This is a genomic window from Nonomuraea sp. NPDC026600 (assembly GCF_040638335.1).
Classification (GTDB): domain Bacteria; phylum Actinomycetota; class Actinomycetes; order Streptosporangiales; family Streptosporangiaceae; genus Nonomuraea.
The window spans coordinates 17328-36332 of sequence record NZ_JBEZYD010000016.1 but is presented as its reverse complement, the minus strand read 5'-3'; the positions used below and the strand labels follow the sequence as shown (position 1 = coordinate 36332).

Sequence of the window (19005 nt, the reverse complement as noted above, 5' to 3'; positions counted from 1 at the left end):
CCCAAAGGGAGGCCAGACCGATACAGTCAGGCGCATCATGAGTTCCCGTCCGGCGCCGCTGATTCCACCACGGCTCCGCGCATTCCTTGTGCGGGTGCCGTTTCTGGTGTCCGCGGTCCGGTTCCTCAGGAGAGGCTCCTTGGCCCGAGACCGCAACCTGACGGTCACGTTGACGATGCTGACGCTCGTCATCGGACTGCTGGCTGCGCAGATCTCGACTGAATGGTTCTCGCCCTCGCTGCTCATCCTCATCCTCCTCGTGGGCGGGTTGCAGCTCCGGCTGGGCAGCCTGATCAAGCTGCTCGTCGCGGTGGTCATCTCGCTCGGCTACATCGCCGGGACGCTCGGGATCGGCCAGATCGGCATGGGGCTCATGGTGACGATCGGCTTCACCACGGTGCTGGCGGTGCTGATGGCCCGCACCCGCGGCAAGCTCGGCGTGCAGGGGCTGCGCGGCGACGCCATGCTGCTGGAGCTGCGCGACCGGCTCAGGAGCCAGGGCGAGCTGCCCCCGCTGCCCAAGGACTGGGGCGGCAAGGTCGTGCTCAAGCAGGCGGGCGGCTCCTCCTTCGGCGGCGACTTCCTGGTCTCCATGCGCAATGACGACGAGGTGGAGATCGCGCTCGTCGACGTGTCGGGCAAGGGCGTCGACGCGGGCACCAGAGCGCTGCTGCTGTCCGGCACGTTCGGCGGGCTGCTCGGCTCAGGCGTCGACTTCCTGCCGGCCTGCAACACCTACCTGCACCGCCAGCGCGGTGACGAGGGCTTCGTGACGGCCGTGCACGTACGCCTCGACCTGGCTACGGGCGACTACACGATCACCTCGGCCGGCCACCCGCCGGTGGTCAAGTTCGACGCGGGCACGGGCAACTGGCAGGTCGCCACCGCCAAAGGCGTCGTCCTCGGCGTGGTCCCCGACCTGCACTGCGAGCCCGACAGCGGCACCCTGCGCAAGGGCGACGCGCTGCTGCTCTACACCGACGGGCTGATCGAGCAGCCGGGACGCGACATCGACGCCGGGCTCGACAAGCTGCTCGGGGAGGCCGAGCGGCTGCTCCCCTCGGGATTCCGCGACGGCGCTCGCGCCCTGGTCAACGCCATGGCGTCGGGCCACAACGACGACTGCGCGCTGGTTCTCATCTGGCGCCCGTGACGAATCACACGGGTCAAGCGATGAACGCGGTCACTGGCAGCGCCTGATCGATCTTGAGATCCTCGAAGGGTTCACCGCTCCGGGTCCCGGTGGAGCGGCGCGGCTTTACCGGGACCCGGTCCTCACAGCAGCCTCGCGGCCAGTCCGCACAGCCCGCTCTCGCGGCCAGTCCTCGCGGCCAGTTCTCACAGCCAGCCCGAGTCGCTCGCGATGCGTACCGCGTCGATGCGATTGCGGGCCCCGGTCTTGCACATGATCCGCGACAGGTGGTTGCGTACGGTGCCGACCGACAGGAAGAGCTGGTCGGCGATCTCCGTCGAACGGGCCCCGCCCGCCGCGATCCGCAGCACGTCGAGCTCGCGCCTGGTCAGCGGGTTGGTGGCCGACTGGAGCGCGGCGATCGCCAGGTCGGAATCGACCGCGCGGCGCCCGGCGGCGACCAGTCGCAGGCTCTCGGCGAGCTGCTCGGGCGCGACGTCGAGGCTCATGAAGCCGAGCGCGTGCGTGGCGAACGCCCTGCGCACCTGACCGGGCTTGGCCTGCGCCGACAGGATGAGCACGTGGCACCCCTGCTCGCGCAGCCGGGCCGCGGGAAACAGGCCGCCCCCGCCGGGCAGGTCCAGATCGATGACCGCGGTGTCGGGCGCGCACGCCGCCGCCGCGGGCAGGACGCCTTCCGCGTCCGCCACCTCGGCGACCACCTTCAGGTCGGGCTCCGCGTCGAGCGAAGCGACCAGTCCGCGCCGGACCAGCGGCAGATGCTCGGCGACCAGAATCCGGATCAAGGCTCCCACCTCCGTCATCTCCCAGAGTGATCGCTTGATCGCGTACTGTCAACGTAATCTGCCGGGTCCGCAAAGGGTGCGCAAGCCATCGAGGTGTGAGGACTTCGACTACTCTGGGGGCTGTCGGGACCTTCTGTCTGCCCTGGAGCGGGACTAGATGAACTGGCTTTACCTCGCGGGGATCATCGTCTTCCTGATCGGGCTGATGGCGTCGGTCGCGTTGCACGAGCTCGGCCATTTCGTGCCTGCCAAGATCTTCGGCGTCAGGGTGCCCCAGTACATGGTCGGCTTCGGCGCGACCGCCTGGTCCATCCGGCGGGGCGAGACCGAGTACGGCATCAAGTGGCTCCCCCTGGGCGGCTACATCCGCATGATCGGCATGCTGCCGCCACGGCCCGGCGACGATCCGGCCAAGCTGAGGAGCAGCTCGACGGGCCCGTTCCAGGGCCTCATCGAGTCCGCCCGCGACGTGGCGCAGGAAGAGGTGCGGCCGGGCGACGAGGACCGGGTGTTCTACCGGAAGAAGTGGTGGCAGAAGGTCATCATCATGTCCGGCGGCCCGTTCATGAACTTCGTGCTGGCGTTCATCCTCTTCTCCGTCCTGCTCGTCGGCATCGGCCTGCCCGCGCTGACGCCCGTGGTGTCGCCGCAGACCAACACCTGCGTGATCCCGATCAGCGAGCAGCGGACCGACTGCCGAGCCACCGACCAGCCGACACCGGCCGCCAAGGCCGGCATGAAGCCCGGGGACCGGCTCGTCTCCTTCGGCGGCCAGAAGATCAACACTTGGGACGACGCCACCCGCCTGATCCGCTCGCACGGCCCCGGCCCCGTCGCCGTCGGCATCGTCCGCGCCGGCCAGCCGATGACGCTCAACGTCACGCTCATCGCCCAGGACCGGCCGTCGCCCACCGACCCGAAGAAGATCGACAAGAACGTCGGCTTCCTCGGCGTGATGCCCACCGAGGTCATGGAGCAGCAGAGCGTCGGCGTCGTCATCGGGTACATGGGCCAGCTCACCGGCCGGGTCGCCGAATCGCTGCTGAACCTGCCGCAGAAGATGGTCGGCGTGTGGCACGCCGCCTTCTCCGGCGACAAGCGCGACCCCGAGGGCCCGGTCGGCGTCGTGGGCGCCGGGCGCATGGGCGGCGAGATCCTCTCCTCCGATCTGTCGGGCGAGAAGAAGGTCGCCTTCCTGGTGAATCTGCTGGCCGGGTTCAACCTGGCGATCGGCATGTTCAACCTCATCCCGCTGCTGCCGCTCGACGGCGGCCACATCGCGGGCGGCCTCTGGGAGGGCCTCAAGCGCGCTTATGCCCGCGTCAGGCGCCGCCCCGAGCCCGGGTACGTGGACATCGCCAAGGTGCTCCCGCTCACCTACGCCCTGGCCTTCGTCATGATCATCATGGCCGGCCTGCTCGTCTACGCCGACCTGATCAACCCGCTCACACTCACCGGCTGACCCGCCTTCTGGTGCGCCGCGGCTCCCGATGACCCCGAGCACTTCTTCCGCCCGCCGTAAGGACGGGCAGGATGGGTGGGGACGGGGTCACTGCGAGGGCGAGGTTTTCAGGTGGACGTGCTGATATCGGTGGACTTAGAAGGCGTCGCGGGCATCGCCACGAAGCAGCAGATCCACCCAGGTGGACACGATTACCCGATCGCGCGGGCACTGATGACGGCGGAGGCGAACGCCGCGGTGGCCGGCGCCTTCGACGGCGGCGCCACGTCGGTGGTGGTCAACGACAGCCACGGCCCGGCCGACAACCTGCTCGGCGAGCAGCTCGACCGGCCGCGGCCGTGGGCGTCCCGGTAGGGCTGGTGACAGGAGACGACGTGATCTGCGCGGTCGCGGAGAAGGCGTTCCCCGGTGTGGTCACCGTCCCGGTGAAGACAGCGCTGGGACGCACGGCCACGCGCAGCAAGCACCCGGCGGTCGCCCGGGAGGCCATCGCCGCCGGGGCGGCCCGCGCCGTGGCAAGTGCCCTCTCGGGAGCCATTCGGCCGGTGACCATCCCCGACGAATTGGCCATCGAGGCCGAACTACGGCCCAATGGCGCCGCGGAGCTGGCCGCCCTGGTCCCGGGCACCGAGCGGACGGGCGCGCGTACGGTCCGCTATCAGGCTGCCAGTCCCAGGACGGCGTTGGACGTGCTCATCGTCTGGTCCGCGCTGACCAGCCACTATCTCAGCCGCTGAATCACCACCTCAGCTGCCGGCCGGTGCCAGGGCCTGTAGGGGGATCGGCAGCGCCGAATGAGCGCTGTGCATCAAGTTCTCGTCGAGGCGAACGCCGCTTTCCAGCTCTACCACGGCCAGGCACGCCGCCGTGATGTCCACTGATGCCTCCGCGCCCTCGCTGTCATAGCCGCCGGCGAGGATCTTGGTGAAGGGAATGAGGGGGCCGAGGAGGTCGGTCCATGGTGTGGAGGGCAAGGAGGCTGGCTCGGGATGGTCGAGGTATCCCTCGGCGATCCCGTACCGGACGTACATGCTGGTGCTGCCGTTGATGTCGAAGGAGACGTACCAATGCCGGAAGCCGTCGCCGGCGAGCCTCTGGATCATCTGCTCACGGTCACCGAGGTTGACCCAGTCCAGAGTGACGACCCCGGAGCCGACCTGATAGAGGTGGAGGGCGCCCCTGCGGTGCGGCTCATTGGGAGCCTGGTCGAAGTGGAGGCGCCTCACGGCATCCTCGACCGACAGAACCCCGGAGTCGGGGACCGTCACCGTGTACGCGAAGGTGTCGAGTCCGAGGTAATCCAGCATGTCGTGGTAACGAGAGACGATGTCATCGAACATGAGGCGATCAACCTTTCTCGGCCGCGGGTCCCCTTGTCAGAACATCGAGATGTGTACATGGTCGAAGTGGTTCTCGGTGATGCTGCCGCGGTCGGACATCGGGCTCCAGCCCGAGCCCTGGTTGATCCGCTGCTTCCAGATGACGTACTTGACCCCGAGCTTGTTCTTGTTCTCGATCGCCCAGGCCGCGATGCGGTCGCCGAGTGCCTGGTTGGCCCCGCTGGGCATGCTGCCGCCGGTGCTCATCATGAAGTCGCACGCGCGCCCCAGCGGGTGCTCGCCGCCGCCGCCCGAGCGGAAGCAGCCGACCTCGAACGGCAGTGAGAAGTCCTTCTGGATCAGCCCGCGGATCACCCGCATGCGGGCGGTGATGTTGTCGGTGCCGGCCGGGAGCTCGGGCGCCCAGCTGCCGTCCGAGCGGCGGCCGGGGCCGAACGGGATGAGGCCCTTCAGCTTCTTCTGGATGTCCTTGATGAGGTCCTGCGCGTCGTCCCGCTGCTTGGCCACGTTGGCCGCGTCATCGCGGATCTTCGATTCCAGAGCGGTCGCCTGGTCCGCGGTCGCCTGCTTCAGGTTCCTCAGGGTGGCCACGCTCTGCACGATCGCCTGCTGCGAGGCCGTGAGCTGCTCCAGCACCGCCGCGCTGGAGCTGTCGCTCGGGAACGTGAGGTTCGGCAGCGAGCCGGTGCCGTTCTGGTACTGCAGCTGCGCGAGCTCGGCGACGCGCTTCTGGGCGGTGACGAGGCTGGCATCCGCCGCCGCGAGCCGCTTCTTGGTCGTCTCCGAGTCCTCTTTCGCCTTGGCGAGTTCGACGCGCTTGAGGTTGTAGGTCTCGATGAGCTTGTCGACCTTCTGGTCGAGCTCCTTCAGCTCCGCGCGGAGCTTGGTTTCGCTGGGCTTGGGCGCGGCCGGCCCGGCCGAAGCCGGTACGGCCGTGAAGGCTCCGAAGGCCACACAGGTGGCGGTGATGAGACCGATGGCAAGACCCGTGGGGGACGCAGTCGCCACGTGAGGGGTTCCTCTCCCTGACTGCCGACCGGGTTAGCTGACGGGTTCGGGCAGGGAGATGCCGCCTTACCACCGAAGTGGATTCACCCCAAATGCGATGGGTCCCCGGTTCCCAGGTCACGCACCCGGGATTAGGCCAGCAACGACCATTTCGGTCGGTGCTTCAGGGGATATTAGTGGTAAACCCAAGGTCATGGCGACTCCAAGCGGAAATCAATTAGAGATCTACCTGTGATCGAAGCATGCGTGCGGCTTCCTCCGGCAGGACATCGTTGACGAACGCGCCCATGGCCGACTCCGAGCCCGCCAGATACTTGAGTTTCCCGGGCGCCCGCCTGATGCTGAACAGCTCCAGGTGCAGATAGGCCAGGTCACGGTCCTGCCGCACCGGCGCCTGGTGCCAGGCCGAGATGTACGGCATCGCGACACCGAACAGCCCGTCGAGCGCCCGCAGCACGGACGTGTACAGCGGAGCGAAGGCGGCGCGCTCCTCCTCCGTCAGCGCGGCCAGGTCCGGCGTCTGCCTGTGCGGATACACGTGCACCTCGAACGGCCACCGGGCGGCGGCGGGTACGAACGCCGTCCACAGCTCGTTGGCCGCCACCACACGCACCCCGGCGGCCCGCTCGGCCGCCAGCACGTCGGCGAAGAGGTTGCCGCCACGGTGCCGTGAGGCCGCGCCGAGCTGGAGCTTGGTCCGCGGGGTCACGTACGGGTAGGCGTAGATCTGCCCGTGCGGGTGCGGCAGCGTGATGCCGATCTCCTCGCCCCGGTTCTCGAAGCAGAACACCTGCTCCACGCCCTCGATCGCCGACAGTTCGGCCGTACGGTCGGCCCACGCCTCCATGACCAGGCCCACCTGCTCGTCGGAGAGCCGCGAGAACGACGACGAGTGCTCGGAGGTGAAGCACACCACCTCACACCTCCCCACCCCTGGCCGGACCTCACTGAGCCCCCCGGCATCCTCATAAGTCCCGAAATTTCCGGAGAAAGAGGGGAAGCGGTTCTCGAAGACCACCACGTCATACTCGTGTGCCGGGATTTCCGATGACCGTGTCTCAGACGACGGGCACAGCGGGCATTCGTCGGCCGGAGGCAGGAACGTGCGCGTCTGGCGGTGCCCCGCCATCGCGATCCACTCCTCGGTGAGCGGATCGTAGCGCAGCTCCGACGCCACCGGCCTGGGGTCGAGCGCCCGCCTGTCGATCGCGCTCCGGTCGGCGTCGTCGCGCCGGTCGAAGTAGATCAGCTCTCGGCCGTCGGCCAGGTGGGTGATGGTGCGTTTCACTGCGAGTCCTCCGCGATGATCAGTTCGCCGGCGCGTTCGCCCAGCTCCATGCGTGCTTCCTCGGGCAGCCCCGAGTCGCTGATGACCACGTCGGCCTCGGTCAGTTCGGCGATCGTGCTGATGCCGACCGTGTTCCACTTGGTGTGGTCGGCGGGGATGACCAGCCGGTGCGCCGCGGTCACCAGCTCCCTGTCGGTCTCCGACTCCAGCAGGTTGGGCGTGGTGAACCCGGCCCGCACGCTCATCCCGTGCACCCCGAGGAACAACGTGTCCACGTGCAGCCTCCGGATCGCGGCCACCGCGACCGGGCCGACGAGGGCGTCGGACGGTGTGCGTACGCCGCCGGTCAGCACGACCGTGCGGTCGGCGCGCGGGTTGCGGTGGAAGACGTCGGCCACGGGGATCGAATTGGTGATGACCGTGAGCTCGGGCACCGAGATGAGGTGGTGGGCCAGGGCCCAGGTCGTGGTCCCGGCCGAGAGCGCCACCGCGGTGCCGGGCCGTACGAGCTGGGCGGCGCGGCGCGCGATGGCCTCCTTCTCCTGCTGCTGGCGGGCGGACTTGGCGGTGAAGCCCGGCTCCTCGGTCGAGCCGGGCCCCAGCGCGGTCGCGCCGCCGTGCACCTTCTCCAGCAGCCCGCGCTCGGCGAGCACCTCGAGGTCGCGGCGGACCGTCATGTCAGAGACGCCGAGCTCGCGAACGAGGTCGGCCACCCGAACCCCGCCGCTGCTGCGCACGCGTTCGAGGATCGCCTGCTGGCGCTGCTGTGCGAGCACGCCCCCGCTCCTTCCAACAGATTCCACCAAATTATGACACGGATATGTTGGGGAATGTTAGGTCGCACTGCTTGTGCGGTAGACCCTGGCGCGAGACGTTGAGAATGCGAACCCGATCATTGGAGGCATCCATGGCCAAGCGATCTCGCAAGACCAAGGCACGCAAGAAGAAGAAGGCCAACCACGGCAAGCGCCCCAACGCGAACTGACGGCAGACCGGCCGCGGTGAGCTCCCTTCACCCCGGCCGGTGAAGCTGCCTAGCCGGGCAGGTCGTGCAGGGCCTCATCGATGCGCTCCTGCGGGAGGGCGTAGTCCTGCATGCGCCCGGACAGGTAACGATCATATGCGGCCAGGTCGAAGTGGCCGTGCCCGCACAGCGCGGTCAGGATCACCTTCTCCTCGCCGCTCTCCCTGCACCGCAGCGCCTCGGCGATGGTCTCGGCCAGCGCGTGCGTCGGCTCGGGTGCCGGGAGGATGCCCTCGGTACGCGCGAAGCGCACACCTGCCTCGAAGCACTCGGTCTGCGACTTGGTCACCGCCTCGAACAGGCCGAGTTCGTACATGTGCGACAGCAACGGCGACATACCGTGATAGCGCAGCCCGCCCGCGTGGATCGGATCAGGCACGAACCCGTGGCCCAGCGTGTGCATCTTGAGCAGCGGCGTGAAGCCCGCCGTGTCGCCGAAGTCGTAGGCGTAGACGCCTCGCGTGAACGACGGGCAGGCGTCGGGCTCGACGGCGCGCAGCGTCACGTCGAGGTTCCCGGCCAGCTTCTCGCGCAGGAAGGGGAAGGTGAGCCCGGCGAAGTTCGAGCCGCCTCCGGTGCAGCCGATGATCAGATCGGGCATCTCCTCCAATTGGGCCAGCGCCTCCTCACCGATCACGGTCTGGTGCATGAGCACGTGGTTCAGCACCGAGCCGAGCGCGTAGCGGGCGTCGGGGTTCGCGCCCGCCACCTCGACCGCCTCGCTGATCGCGATGCCGAGGCTGCCGGGCGAGTCGGGGTCGTCCGCCAGCACCTTGCTGCCCGACCCGGTCACGGTCGAGGGGCTGGCGTGCACCGTCGCGCCGTACACCTGCATGAGCGAGCGCCGGTAGGGCTTCTGATCATAGGAAGCGCGGACCATCCAGATCTGGCACTCCAGATCGAACTGCGCGCAGGCGAAGGCCAGCGCCGAGCCCCACTGTCCCGCGCCGGTCTCCGTGGTGAGCAGTCGTACGCCTTCGCGGGCGTTGTAGTACGCCTGCGGGACGGCGGTGTTCGGCTTGTGCGACCCGGCGGGGGAGACGCCCTCGTACTTGTAGTAGATCCGGGCAGGCGTGCCGAGCGCCTTCTCCAGCCGGCGCGCCCGGAGCAGCGGGGTCGGCCGCCAGAGCCGATAGACGTCGAGCACCTCCTGCGGGATGGCGACATACCGCTCGGTGCTCACCTCCTGGCCGATCAGCTCCATCGGGAACAGCGGCGCCAGATCGTCGGGTCCCACCGGCTGCCGCGTGCCCGGATGCAGCGGCGGAGGCGGCGGCGCGGGCAGATCGGGAACGATGTTGTACCAGTTGCTGGGAGTCACCGACTCAGTGTGCGCCGGTTACCGCGCTCCCTCAATCAGCACCGCCATACGCGCGGGATGATCAGCGCGCACCGCCACGTCGGCGGCCCGCAGCGGATCGGCCTCCCGCTCGTAGCGCGCGTAGGCAGGCAGCCGCCACCGTTCGTCCTCCCCGGTCATCCGCCGCAGCGCCCCCTCGGACAGCCACAGATGCACGCTCACCTCGAACGGCAGCCCCCGCCCCAGTAGCAGCGTCCCGTCGAGCAGCAGCACAGCCCCTTCGGGCAGCGTCTGGTACGGCAGGCGGTACGCGCGGTCGGCCCGGCTGTCCCAGAGCGCTCGCAGCACCTTGCCGGACCCCTGAGGCCCGAGCGGCCCGAGCACCTCCCGGGTCAGCGCTCCCGTGTCGAGCCAGTCGTCGTAGAAGGCGTCGGGGTTCGTACGGCCGTACTCGAGCCTGAGGGACGCGGGCCGCAGGAAATCGGCGGCCGACACCCGCAACACGGCCTTGCCCCGCATCCTGAGCGGCGCGACCAGCTCGTCCGCCAGCCGTTCGGGGTGGGCGGGCGGCGCTCCGTCGACGGCGACCCGCGCGTAGGACCCGCGCGGCAGACCCGCGATCCGCTCGGCCAACTCCTCGACCAGGGCCGCTCGGGAGATCGCTCGCGCACGCATCGATCCGAGCCTACGCGGTCCTACCGTGGCTCAACGCGGGTTGATCAGGCGGTGCCGCGCGGCCACGTGGACCCGTCGTCCTGATTGGCCCGCTCGGCCCTGCGCACGCAGTCGGGGCAGACGGGTACGTGCCTCGCCCGGGCCAGCGATTCCGGTGTGGGTTCGCGCGTTGTGCCCGTCGGGGTCATGTTCGGGGGAAGTGCGGTGTCGGGGTCGACCAGGAACATGGTGACCCGTTCCGGGTTGAAGCCGAAAGTGCGTTTGCAGCCGTAGCACCGGCCAATCGTCGTGATCCCTTTGTCCGCCATACGGCCTCCCTATCGGGCACGCCCCGTTTTCCGAGATCATGAGCGTAACCGAGCTTGGCTCACGAGGCGCGAAAACAGGCGAAACCGACCGCGACGACTCCTAAGAGCCCGATTCGCCAAGTTCGGCCAGCGCGCGTTTCCAGGGGTAGGCGTCGATGAGGTCATCTCCGGAGCCCGGGCCGTCTCCGGAGCTCGGGGCGGGAGTCTCGAACTGGCCGGGGCCGAACACCACACGGACGCCTTCGGCGCGCAGTTCATCGATGCTGCGTACGAACGGCGCGCGTGCGGCCAGGCCGCTGTTGACGAAGGGCATGACGACGACCGGAATCCCGAGCCCCGGGGCCTCCGCGAGGAGGCCGAGCGCATAGGTGTCGGCAATGCCCTGGGCGAACTTGTTGACGGTGTTGTAGGTCGCCGGCGCAACGATGATCGCGTCCGCCCGTGGCGCCTTCGGCTCATCCGGCCTGCGGTACTGGCTGAGGACGGGCCGGCCGGTCTGCCGCTCCAACGCCGGCCTGTCGATGAAGGCGAGCGCGGCGGGCGTGGCGATGATCTGCACGATCCAGCCTTCCCGCTGAGCCATGCTGACCAGACGGCTGACGTCCCCGGCCGGCCCGGCCGCGCACACGATGACGTAGAGGACTTCGCCGGATCGGCTCACGCGTTGACTCCCAGGGACTCGGCGTATTCGCGAGCTTCGAGCAAACCACAGATACCAGGCCATCTCCGGCGCCTCGCCCCCGCGTACCAGTCTCGCTCCCCAGGCGCGCCAAGCCTCAGCAGTGGGCACGGTGGGCTGCGATTGCCTCACGATCCAGGGCGGAATGAACCTTTCACGCTCTCCACACGCCGCCCTCCCCATCGACCGTGGTCATGCCCGCAACGACTCGGCAGAGGGACTGCGGACCTGTCCCGCGCCGGTCGCCGATGCGATAGTGCGAATACCGCTCACCAAGCCGTGAGCCAGTCGGCGGTCCGCGGGTTCTCCGCGACTGCGTCCCTCGTACGATGCCTCTTGGAGGAATCGGATGCGCAAGGTACGGGCCCTACTCGTCTCCGCCGCTCTGGCCACCGGCGTGCTGCTGTCCATGACCACCGGACCCGCGCAGGCCGAAAGCATCCGGTACGCCTACTACCTGCAGTCCGACTGCTACAACGGCGGGAACCTGGGCATCCAGTGGGGCTGGTGGACCTCCTACCGGTGCTCCTATGAGAACGGCTACTGGTTCCTCTACGCATGAACCAAGCCGATTTCCGATGAAGAAGGCCGGTTCCAGCAGCGCCGAGCTTCCGCTGAACACGAGCCGACCGCGGACCACCTCTAACGCGAACGTCACCCTGCCTGCCCGCTCATGCCGTCTCGGGACGTCCACCACCAGCGTGGGGACACCCCGGAAAAGGCATCGGGCACGGAAGATCGGAAAGATGTAGCGAAGATCCCGAAGGCCAGGCCATCCCATACGGATGACCTGGCCTTTTGTCGTGAGAGCGGACGACGGGAATCGAACCCGCGTAGCTAGTTTGGAAGATTTCGGCACGCGATTCTGTGAGCTGCTGCGGTGCAGGCGGAGGGAGATTCCGGCTGTCCAGGGCACACCGCCATTCCCCGTGAACCTCCGCACCGTCGGGCACGTAGCGGGCACGCGCTGCCCACCGTGGCGTGGCGTCCCGCCCTTCAGGCGACGTGTGAGCGCTCGCCAACCTCGCAGTGATAGCAGCGATCCACTTGATCGTCATGGTTGTACCACTCATGATCACGACAATCACGGCGGTCCTTCCCTACAACGCCGAGATCGATGAGACGCCACGGCAACCGTCCGCGAAGCCTGGTTCTCCAGCGGTATCGCCCCTTGTGCCTAATCATGGGCTTTCCCTTCACTCTTCCGATCAAGGGTAGACCGTCAGATACCGGCAGCGCTCTTGGATGGATTTCGACCCCGGCCGACCACCTCCGCCTGATCTTCCCGTCGCCGTCGTCCCACCCGTCAGGGGAGCGGGCCAAGGGCGGGAGGTGAAGGTGGAGCTCCCCACTGGAAGAACGACCTTCGCCTCCCGCCCTTGGCCTGCTGGACTTGTCCTGGGCGACGGCGACGGGAAGATCAGGCTTACCCAAACCACCGACTGCCCCGTGTTCGTCGCGATCATCCCGGAACCGGAGGCCCCCGCCGGAGGCATGCTTGAACGTCTGCCATGACGACGGAGCGGCGTGGCCGGCGGAATGCCGTAGGCACCCGTAGGGCGAGCGCGAGCGAGTTCGGCCGGCGACGGCGCGGACAAGTCTGTGCGGCGGTGCGGCGCTTGGTCGGCGGGTTCAGGGTGTACGGCGGGGCGGCCGTACGGCGATGCCCCGCGCGGCGCTCGCGCGAGAACGGCCTCCAGGCCGCACGCGCAGCGCGGGACGCTGGCGCGGGGCGTACGGCGGCGCGCCGCGCCGCCGCTTGATCCCTATGAGATCAATTCGGCAAGCTCTGTGAGTGCGCGTTTCCAGGGGTAGGCGTCGATGCGGCTGCCTCCGGAGTTGGGGGCATGCGGCTCGAACTGGCCTGGGCCGAACAGCACGCGAACGCCTTCGGCACGTAGGTCGTTGATGCTGCGCTCGAAGGGGGCGCGTGTGGCGAGTGCGCTGTTGACGAAGGGCAGCACAACGACGGGAATGCCGAGCGTGGGGGCTTCGGACAGCACGCCGAGCGCGTAGGTGTCGGCGATGCCCTGGGCGAACTTGTTGATGGTGTTGTAGGTGGCTGGGGCGATGACGATCGCGTCGGCCGGTGGTGACTTGGGGTCGCCTGGTGCGCGGTATTGGCTGCGGACGGGGCGGCCGGTCTGCTGTTCCAGCTCCGGGACGTTGATGAAATCCAGAGCTGGCGGGGTGGCGATGACTTGGACGGTCCAACCGTCGTCCTGGGCCATGCCTACCAGGCGGCCGACGTGTCCGGCCGGTCCGGCTGCGCACACGATGATGTAGAGGACCTTGCCGGGGTGGGTCACGCGCTGACCCCTAGGGATTCGGCGTACTCGCGGGCTTCACGGCGCACGCTGATCGGTGCGGTGGCCAGGATGTCACGGACCAGGCGCAGGGCTGGGGCTCGGCCGGAGACCTCCTCAGGGGCCACTTCGCCTGCGGCGCGAAGGATGTGCAGGGCCTTGTCGTGCTGGCCGCACATGAGGAACGCGCGGGAGGTGTCGAGGAGCAGCGTCGCTTTGCGCTCGTTGATGGGGAGCTGATCAATCTCGACCTGGCGGGCGTAGGTGATTGCGCTGCCTGCGTCGCCGAGTCGCAGGGCGATGTTCACGCGGTGGCACAGGACGTTGTTCGGGCCGAACGCGGTCCACATGTGGTTGGCGTCGGTGCCGAGTCGGGTGCCTGCTTCGGCGGCTTCGTCCAGGAGTTCGGCGATGTTGTGGCGGTTGCCGCTATGGGCGGCTGCGACGGCTCCCCTGAGCAGGAGTGATCCGTAGATGGACAGTTCGGCGGGTGATGGCTGATTGAGGTCTGCGTCCATGCGAGTGGCGGCGGTACGGGCGGCGCCGGTGGCGGCCTGGTGGTGACCACCGTCCATGAGGGCATGGGTGATGATGCGAGAGCTGGAGCCGATCATGAGGGGGCTCTGGCTGGCGTGGGCTGCTTGGACGCTGCGGTCTGCGGCAAGCCAGGCCAGGCCCTTGTCCTCCTGCTTGAGCAGGATGGAAGCGGCGACGTGGTGAGCTTCGGCCGATAGAGCAAAGGCGCGTAGCCGGGCATCTCCGTCCAGGGTCGCGCAGGCGGCGCGCAAGCTTTGGAGAAGCGCGGGCAAGGCTGCGGTGACCTGCGAGTAGCGGCAGGCTTGGTAATCCTGCTTGGCCGCTACGACGGCGCTGGACAGCGCTGCGAGGTCGATAGGGCCGTCTGCGGGCCCCGAGTAATCGATAAGAACGGCGGCGAGGGACTCGACATGACGGCTGGCGTCGGTGACGCTCTCGTCCTGCCCGAGAACTGCGGTGAACAGTGCGGCCCCCGTAAGGCCGACGAATTCCCGGCGTCGCACGTCGTCTTCCACCTCCCCCCGTCCAGCGAGATCCATCGTGCGGGGTTCGGGGCCTTGTTTGTCAACCTCTCCTGAACGGCGTTCCGCTGGCTTCCTTGCTGGTCCACCGCGTCTGGGGATGAACCCCAGGTCTTCGAGGTCCCCGTGCGTGACCTCCTTGATCGCTAGCCGGTACGGCTCATGCGGCCAGAGGACCTCCCCTGCTTCCCAGCGTCGGATGCGCTCTTCGTCACAGGTCAGACCGTGCTTTATCCCGCTCTTGCTGAGATTGATCATCTTGGCCATTTCGGCGCGGGTCAGATCCGCGTCCTCGCGCCATGCCCGAAGTCGATCATTCGGGGTCGCATCCGTCATATGCGCTCTGCTTTCCGATGGGGGATCGAAAAGGGGGCTGAAAGGGGGCCTGCATAGAGGGTCTCATCCAGCCCGTTTGCCGGTGGACTTGCCATCAATCAACAAGGTACGTCACGCGGCTTCCCGGCACAGGGAAGGCCGGTAATCGAGGAGATGGCGACGGTGATCCGGCCAGACGAGACCAGCGAGATGCGGCCCTGTTTAGCGTGCCGGGGACGTGGGACCAAGCGACGTACCCCGCGTCGGGCGCTGCTGGTGGGCGATGAGGACTCCGAGCAAGCCAGTGGGGAGTTGCCGTGTCTCGACTGCGCCGGAACCGGCCAGGACGAAGGGAACGGGAGATGAATCCGATCATGGCCACCGTGGCGGAGCTGATCAAGGCGCAGGACGAGGCGAACAAGCTGACGCGGTTGCATGACCTGCTGGCCGAAATCGGAATCCAGGCTGAGCTACGCGACAACTACAGCGCGCTCATGGTGCATCGACCCAAGCCGGGCATGCCGGTGTGGGTGTTCGTCGGCTACGGCGGCGGCTACTACTCCTGGGACAACGCCAACAAGCGCCATCCCGTCGATGATCCGGCCGGTGCGGCACGGGAGCTGGCCGAGTACGTGCGACGGCCCTGAGACGGGCGCGGCGAGGAGGTCAACCCGACCGAGGGGGTCGGGTGGATGCGCTCTCCAGCCCCTCGCCGCGTCTCATCGCCCCGGCAGACAGGAGCGCCGGAACCCTGTGCGGGCCTTCCGTCCGCTGAAGGTCCGCCCGCGCCCTGTCTGTCGGGGTCATTTGCCGGTATGGCGAGGTATGGCGTGCGCGCTACATGGACCGACGTAGACAGGCAGGGTTGTGCCGGGCTACGCTCCAACTTGGTAAAACAACCTGTCAGGTGCAGGACGGTCATGATGTCTCTTGAGTCCGTGCCGCCGAAGTATGCACAGCTCGTGCAGGCACTTCAGCGGCGTATCGAGTCCGGAACCTACGCTCCCGGCGCTCTGCTGCCCAGTGAGAACCAGCTCATCCAGGAGTTCGGCGTGTCCCGGCCGACCGTGGTGGCCGCGCTGCGGGTGCTGCGCGAACAAGGCTGGATCGACTCCCAGCAAGGCAAGGGCCGGTTCGTGCGCGGCCGTCCGGCGATGACCGCTGTCGAGCGGGACCGTCCCGGACAGGCGTATCTGATCCGGCCGGAGCTCGACTCGGCGGGCGAGGTGGTCGAGGTCGCCACCGTGACCCCGCCCAACCGGATCGCCGCATTGCTGAAGCTGCCCGACAAGGGCAAGGTGTTCCTGCGGCGGCGGCTGATCACCGATGAAGGTGAGCCGAGCATGCTGGTGTCGCTGTGGCTGCCTGCCGAGCTGTCGCAAGGCACCGACCTGACCAGCGAGGCGCCGTTGCCGCAAGGGCTGCGCGAGCATCTCCAGGCGCGCAAGGGCGTCCGGTTTGATCACGTGGTTGAGCAGATCACCGCGCGCATGCCTGCGGCCGGTGAGGCGCGGCAGCTCGGCATGGGCAAGGGCACGCCGTTGCTGGCCGTCTTCGGCGCGGTACGTGAGGCGTCCGGCCGTCCGCTGCTGGTGGTCGAGGTGCTGCTTCCGGCTGATCGACATGAGCTGGACGACGCCTATCCAATCGGATAGGGAAGTGTTCCCAACAGAGCCCGCATAGGCACTTGACCTATCAAGCGGGCTCTCTTTATCTTCGAAGTGCTTGATAGGTTAAGTGCCTATCACTCGACAGAAGGAATTGAGATGGCTCTGCAAGGCCCCATCCCGGTCACCTACCAAATGCTCTTCCCGCACGGCTGCTACATCGTCGGCGAGGTCGAGCCGGTCAAGGACTTCGACGCCTCGACCAACGGACGCTTCGTCCAGGCCCGCGACAAGCACTCCGGCGAACCCGTCTGGCAGGTCGCAGTCATGGACGGCGACCCCACCCTCAAGCCCGCACAGAAGACCGTGGCAGTCAAGATCCTCTCCCCGGTCCAGCCGGTCCCGCCCACGGCGACGCCAGGCATGCCGTTCACCCCGGTCCTCTTCGACCAGATCACCGTCACCCCCTACGTCAACGCGGCCGGACGACTGTCGTACTCGATCCGCGTCCGCCAGATGCACGCGGCCACCACCACTCCCGCCCATCGGACTCCAGCCGCCAAGGAAGGGCAGGCATGACCCGCCGCCGGACGCCTCGCCGCAGCGTGATCCGGTTGACCACCGCCCACCACGCCACGGCCACCCACCACCGCTACCCCTACCGCTCGCCGGTGCTGGCACTCGACTGCGGCGCCACCACCGTCCTGCTCACCTGCGACGGACCGGTCACGGCCGCCGATCTGGCCTTCGCCCACCAGCTCGCCCGCGAGACGGCCCGCTACGCCCGTTCAGTCGAACGCCGCTTCTACGGCCACACCGACACCCCGGAGGCGGCGGCATGAACAACGAGCCCTACACCCACGTGAACATGTGCCTCACCCCCGGCAAGGCTCCCCGCGTCGGCGTGTCCTTCCACACCGCCCAGATCCACCTGTACAACCTGCTCGTCAACGGCCGCCCGGTCCTGGACCTGTCCAGCGCCGACGCGACGGTATCGATCAGCACCAACGGAGCCGGACCCGTCAGCGACCAGGACGTGACCTTGGCCCGTGAGCTGTTCAACGCCGCAGCGCGCTACCTGGCCGACTGCGAGCGCCTGCACACCGACCCGTCATCGTCCGACACCACCAGCAAGGCCACCGACCAGACGGCGGCCTGACAGGCAAGGCGGGGCCGCCAGAAGCAGCAACTTCCGGCGGCCCCTCGGTTCTCCCCTGACTCCACATCACGAGAGGCACCAAAGCTTATGTTCCGCAGGCTTCCCGGTGACGAGGCACGCAACCTGGTCACCACCACCCCGGACACGGCCATCGTCTTCCGCCCGGCCGTGGTCACCACCCCCGCCATCATCACCCTGATCATCTTCGCCTGGCGGCTCCTCGTCGGGCTCGTCCGCACCACGTGGCGCCACCCCGTCGCCATGCTCCTCATCTCGACCCCGATCACGCTGACGCTGCTGTACGGCTGGCGGGTCGCGCTGCTGCTCTGCACTCCGGTCCCGGTCGCTCTGCTGGCCTGGGCGCTCACGAATCGCACCTCGTTCGTGCATCTGGTCGGCTGGCGGCTGCTGGCCTGGTGGCGGCTCGTCTTCATCTACCGGCGCCACTGGCAACCGGTCATGATCGTGTCCGGGCTCGGCAGGCACGTGATGGGCCGCGACTACCTGCCCCGGCTCGGCAAGGTCACCTGCACCTCCTGGGCCGACCTGGTGAGCGTGCGCATGCTCGACGGGCAAGCCGTCAAGGACTGGGCTGATCGCATCGAACATCTCGCGCACGGCTTCGGCGCCCCCTCGTGCCGGGTGGCCGTGGCCAAGGCCGGTCGGCTGCTGCTCACCTTCCCCCGACGCGACCCCCTCGCCACCGTGATACCGGCGCTGCCCATCCCCGAGACGCCAACCGTGGGGCCGGTCGCCATCGGCACCCGCGAGGACGGCACCCCCTGGTTACTGAAGATCCTCAGCACCCACATCCTGCTCGCCGGGGCTACCGGCGCGGGCAAAGGGTCGATCATCTGGTCCGTCATCCGGGCCCTGCTCCCGGCGCTGCGGGCGGGCCTGGTCCAGCTCTGGGCACTGGACCCCAAGCTGATGGAACTGTCCTTCGGCCGCGCCCTGTTCGGTCCCCGCTACGCGGCCACCCCCGAGGAGTGCGCCGACCTGCTGGAAGCAGCCGTCAAGGTGATGCAGGAACGGGCCGCACGCTTCGGCGGCATCCAGCGCAACCACACCCCCACCACCGATGATCCGTTCGTCCTGGTCGTCGTGGACGAGGTGGCGTTCCTGACCGCCTACCAGGCCGACCGCGACCTCAAACGGCGCATCTCCGCCGCACTCGCCACTCTCACCACCCAGGGGCGGGCGGTCGGCATCGGCGTCCTAGCGGCGCTCCAGGACCCGCGCAAAGAGGTGATGAACATCCGCAACCTGTTCCCCGACAAGATCGCCCTACGCCTCGACGAATCCGAGCAAGTCGACATGGTGCTCGGCGACGGCGCACGGGATCGCGGCGCGCTGGCCGACCACATCTCACCCGTCCCAGAGCTGGGCGCGGGCATCGGCTACGTCCGGCTGGAAACCTCACCCGACCCCATCCGGGTCCGCGCCGCCTACGTCACCGACTCCGATATCCGCGAGATGGTCGCCGCCTACGCGGGCGGTGAGCAGCAATGAGTGACCGTGCTCTACCTCGCGCCGTG

General features: G+C 68.2%; 22 protein-coding genes and 1 riboswitch. Of the genes, 11 read left to right on the top strand and 11 right to left on the bottom strand.

Annotation, left to right across the window (positions count from 1 at the left end; genetic code table 11):
• The first annotated feature begins 37 nt into the window (after positions 1-37).
• The gene (locus tag AB0F17_RS31970) at positions 38-1153 is read left to right on the top strand and encodes a PP2C family protein-serine/threonine phosphatase (RefSeq protein ID WP_358030498.1); all 1116 of its coding nucleotides are present in this window, start codon (positions 38-40) and stop codon (positions 1151-1153) included.
• 185 nt (positions 1154-1338) lie between these two features.
• Here the strand turns inward: AB0F17_RS31970 and AB0F17_RS31965 are convergent, their stop codons facing one another.
• The gene (locus AB0F17_RS31965) at positions 1339-1947 is read right to left on the bottom strand and encodes a response regulator transcription factor (protein WP_358030496.1); all 609 of its coding nucleotides are present in this window, start codon (positions 1945-1947) and stop codon (positions 1339-1341) included.
• A gap of 148 nt (positions 1948-2095) precedes the next feature.
• Here AB0F17_RS31965 and AB0F17_RS31960 point away from each other — a divergent pair, with 148 nt between their 5' ends.
• The 3 genes from AB0F17_RS31960 to AB0F17_RS31950 all read left to right on the top strand — a co-directional run bounded on the left by AB0F17_RS31960 (position 2096) and on the right by AB0F17_RS31950 (position 4137).
• Complete coding sequence (locus tag AB0F17_RS31960; RefSeq protein ID WP_358030493.1) at positions 2096-3400, top strand: site-2 protease family protein; 1305 nt, start codon at positions 2096-2098, stop codon at positions 3398-3400.
• Between the two features lie 111 nt (positions 3401-3511).
• Complete coding sequence (locus tag AB0F17_RS31955; protein WP_358030491.1) at positions 3512-3754, top strand: M55 family metallopeptidase; 243 nt, start codon at positions 3512-3514, stop codon at positions 3752-3754.
• 5 nt (positions 3755-3759) lie between these two features.
• Positions 3760-4137: a M55 family metallopeptidase gene (locus AB0F17_RS31950; RefSeq protein ID WP_358030489.1), complete on the top strand. Its 378-nt coding sequence runs from the start codon at positions 3760-3762 to the stop codon at positions 4135-4137.
• Positions 4138-4146: 9 nt separating this feature from the next.
• Here the strand turns inward: AB0F17_RS31950 and AB0F17_RS31945 are convergent, their stop codons facing one another.
• The 8 genes from AB0F17_RS31945 to AB0F17_RS31910 form a co-directional block, all read right to left on the bottom strand.
• Positions 4147-4740, bottom strand: a complete 594-nt coding sequence (locus AB0F17_RS31945; protein ID WP_358030486.1) for a hypothetical protein — start codon at positions 4738-4740, stop codon at positions 4147-4149.
• A gap of 36 nt (positions 4741-4776) precedes the next feature.
• Positions 4777-5748: a hypothetical protein gene (locus tag AB0F17_RS31940; protein ID WP_358030483.1), complete on the bottom strand. Its 972-nt coding sequence runs from the start codon at positions 5746-5748 to the stop codon at positions 4777-4779.
• Positions 5749-5754: 6 nt separating this feature from the next.
• A riboswitch (cyclic di-AMP (ydaO/yuaA leader) is annotated at positions 5755-5896 on the bottom strand.
• 69 nt (positions 5897-5965) lie between these two features.
• Positions 5966-7036 carry a galactose-1-phosphate uridylyltransferase gene (gene galT, locus AB0F17_RS31935; protein ID WP_358030480.1) on the bottom strand — a complete coding sequence of 357 codons (1071 nt, stop codon included), beginning with the start codon at positions 7034-7036 and terminating at the stop codon, positions 5966-5968.
• Entirely contained in the window at positions 7033-7812 is a 780-nt protein-coding gene (locus AB0F17_RS31930) for a DeoR/GlpR family DNA-binding transcription regulator (RefSeq protein ID WP_214637422.1), read from the bottom strand. Before AB0F17_RS31930 ends, galT begins: the two co-directional genes overlap by 4 nt.
• Before the next feature lie 258 nt (positions 7813-8070).
• The gene (locus tag AB0F17_RS31925; RefSeq protein WP_358030477.1) at positions 8071-9381 is read right to left on the bottom strand and encodes a TrpB-like pyridoxal phosphate-dependent enzyme; all 1311 of its coding nucleotides are present in this window, start codon (positions 9379-9381) and stop codon (positions 8071-8073) included.
• An 18-nt stretch (positions 9382-9399) separates the two neighbouring features.
• The gene (locus AB0F17_RS31920; RefSeq protein WP_358030475.1) at positions 9400-10035 is read right to left on the bottom strand and encodes a uridine kinase; all 636 of its coding nucleotides are present in this window, start codon (positions 10033-10035) and stop codon (positions 9400-9402) included.
• Between the two features lie 44 nt (positions 10036-10079).
• Positions 10080-10343 (bottom strand): hypothetical protein, encoded by a 264-nt coding sequence (locus tag AB0F17_RS31915; RefSeq protein ID WP_358030473.1) that lies wholly within the window; start codon positions 10341-10343, stop codon positions 10080-10082.
• A 100-nt stretch (positions 10344-10443) separates the two neighbouring features.
• Positions 10444-11004: a flavoprotein gene (locus tag AB0F17_RS31910; RefSeq protein WP_358030471.1), complete on the bottom strand. Its 561-nt coding sequence runs from the start codon at positions 11002-11004 to the stop codon at positions 10444-10446.
• A 367-nt stretch (positions 11005-11371) separates the two neighbouring features.
• Here AB0F17_RS31910 and AB0F17_RS31905 point away from each other — a divergent pair, with 367 nt between their 5' ends.
• Positions 11372-11584, top strand: coding sequence for a hypothetical protein (locus AB0F17_RS31905; protein ID WP_358030468.1), 213 nt, complete (start codon positions 11372-11374; stop codon positions 11582-11584).
• Positions 11585-12788: 1204 nt separating this feature from the next.
• Here AB0F17_RS31905 and AB0F17_RS31900 read toward each other — a convergent pair.
• Both AB0F17_RS31900 and AB0F17_RS31895 read right to left on the bottom strand, forming a co-directional pair.
• Positions 12789-13331: a flavoprotein gene (locus AB0F17_RS31900; RefSeq protein WP_358030465.1), complete on the bottom strand. Its 543-nt coding sequence runs from the start codon at positions 13329-13331 to the stop codon at positions 12789-12791.
• Positions 13328-14722 (bottom strand): helix-turn-helix transcriptional regulator, encoded by a 1395-nt coding sequence (locus tag AB0F17_RS31895; protein WP_358030462.1) that lies wholly within the window; start codon positions 14720-14722, stop codon positions 13328-13330. The genes AB0F17_RS31900 and AB0F17_RS31895 overlap by 4 nt, the downstream gene beginning before the upstream one ends.
• 341 nt (positions 14723-15063) lie before the next feature.
• On the opposite strand from AB0F17_RS31895, the gene AB0F17_RS31890 reads away from it, so the two are divergent.
• The 6 genes from AB0F17_RS31890 to AB0F17_RS31865 all read left to right on the top strand — a co-directional run bounded on the left by AB0F17_RS31890 (position 15064) and on the right by AB0F17_RS31865 (position 18979).
• Positions 15064-15348, top strand: a complete 285-nt coding sequence (locus AB0F17_RS31890; protein ID WP_358030460.1) for a hypothetical protein — start codon at positions 15064-15066, stop codon at positions 15346-15348.
• A 273-nt stretch (positions 15349-15621) separates the two neighbouring features.
• The gene (locus tag AB0F17_RS31885) at positions 15622-16356 is read left to right on the top strand and encodes a GntR family transcriptional regulator (RefSeq protein WP_358030456.1); all 735 of its coding nucleotides are present in this window, start codon (positions 15622-15624) and stop codon (positions 16354-16356) included.
• 111 nt (positions 16357-16467) lie between these two features.
• A complete protein-coding gene (locus tag AB0F17_RS31880; RefSeq protein WP_358030454.1) occupies positions 16468-16887 on the top strand; it encodes a plasmid replication, integration and excision activator in 420 nt (139 codons plus the stop codon).
• Positions 16884-17150: a hypothetical protein gene (locus AB0F17_RS31875; protein WP_358030451.1), complete on the top strand. Its 267-nt coding sequence runs from the start codon at positions 16884-16886 to the stop codon at positions 17148-17150. Before AB0F17_RS31880 ends, AB0F17_RS31875 begins: the two co-directional genes overlap by 4 nt.
• Positions 17147-17467 (top strand): hypothetical protein, encoded by a 321-nt coding sequence (locus AB0F17_RS31870; RefSeq protein ID WP_358030449.1) that lies wholly within the window; start codon positions 17147-17149, stop codon positions 17465-17467. The genes AB0F17_RS31875 and AB0F17_RS31870 overlap by 4 nt, the downstream gene beginning before the upstream one ends.
• Positions 17468-17554: 87 nt before the next feature.
• The gene (locus AB0F17_RS31865; RefSeq protein ID WP_358030447.1) at positions 17555-18979 is read left to right on the top strand and encodes an FtsK/SpoIIIE domain-containing protein; all 1425 of its coding nucleotides are present in this window, start codon (positions 17555-17557) and stop codon (positions 18977-18979) included.
• Positions 18980-19005 lie beyond the last annotated feature (26 nt).

Bases quoted from the DNA above. Each gene is read 5' to 3' on its own strand.
- AB0F17_RS31970 (WP_358030498.1), top strand. From the start codon at position 38: ATGAGTTCCCGTCCGGCGCCGCTGATTCCACCACGGCTCCGCGCATTC.
- AB0F17_RS31960 (WP_358030493.1), top strand. From the start codon at position 2,096: ATGAACTGGCTTTACCTCGCGGGGATCATCGTCTTCCTGATCGGGCTG.
- AB0F17_RS31945 (WP_358030486.1), bottom strand. From the start codon at position 4,740: ATGTTCGATGACATCGTCTCTCGTTACCACGACATGCTGGATTACCTC.
- AB0F17_RS31920 (WP_358030475.1), bottom strand. From the start codon at position 10,035: ATGCGTGCGCGAGCGATCTCCCGAGCGGCCCTGGTCGAGGAGTTGGCC.
- AB0F17_RS31915 (WP_358030473.1), bottom strand. From the start codon at position 10,343: ATGGCGGACAAAGGGATCACGACGATTGGCCGGTGCTACGGCTGCAAA.
- AB0F17_RS31905 (WP_358030468.1), top strand. From the start codon at position 11,372: ATGCGCAAGGTACGGGCCCTACTCGTCTCCGCCGCTCTGGCCACCGGC.
- AB0F17_RS31895 (WP_358030462.1), bottom strand. From the start codon at position 14,722: ATGACGGATGCGACCCCGAATGATCGACTTCGGGCATGGCGCGAGGAC.
- AB0F17_RS31890 (WP_358030460.1), top strand. From the start codon at position 15,064: ATGAATCCGATCATGGCCACCGTGGCGGAGCTGATCAAGGCGCAGGAC.
- AB0F17_RS31885 (WP_358030456.1), top strand. From the start codon at position 15,622: ATGATGTCTCTTGAGTCCGTGCCGCCGAAGTATGCACAGCTCGTGCAG.
- AB0F17_RS31880 (WP_358030454.1), top strand. From the start codon at position 16,468: ATGGCTCTGCAAGGCCCCATCCCGGTCACCTACCAAATGCTCTTCCCG.
- AB0F17_RS31875 (WP_358030451.1), top strand. From the start codon at position 16,884: ATGACCCGCCGCCGGACGCCTCGCCGCAGCGTGATCCGGTTGACCACC.
- AB0F17_RS31870 (WP_358030449.1), top strand. From the start codon at position 17,147: ATGAACAACGAGCCCTACACCCACGTGAACATGTGCCTCACCCCCGGC.
- AB0F17_RS31865 (WP_358030447.1), top strand. From the start codon at position 17,555: ATGTTCCGCAGGCTTCCCGGTGACGAGGCACGCAACCTGGTCACCACC.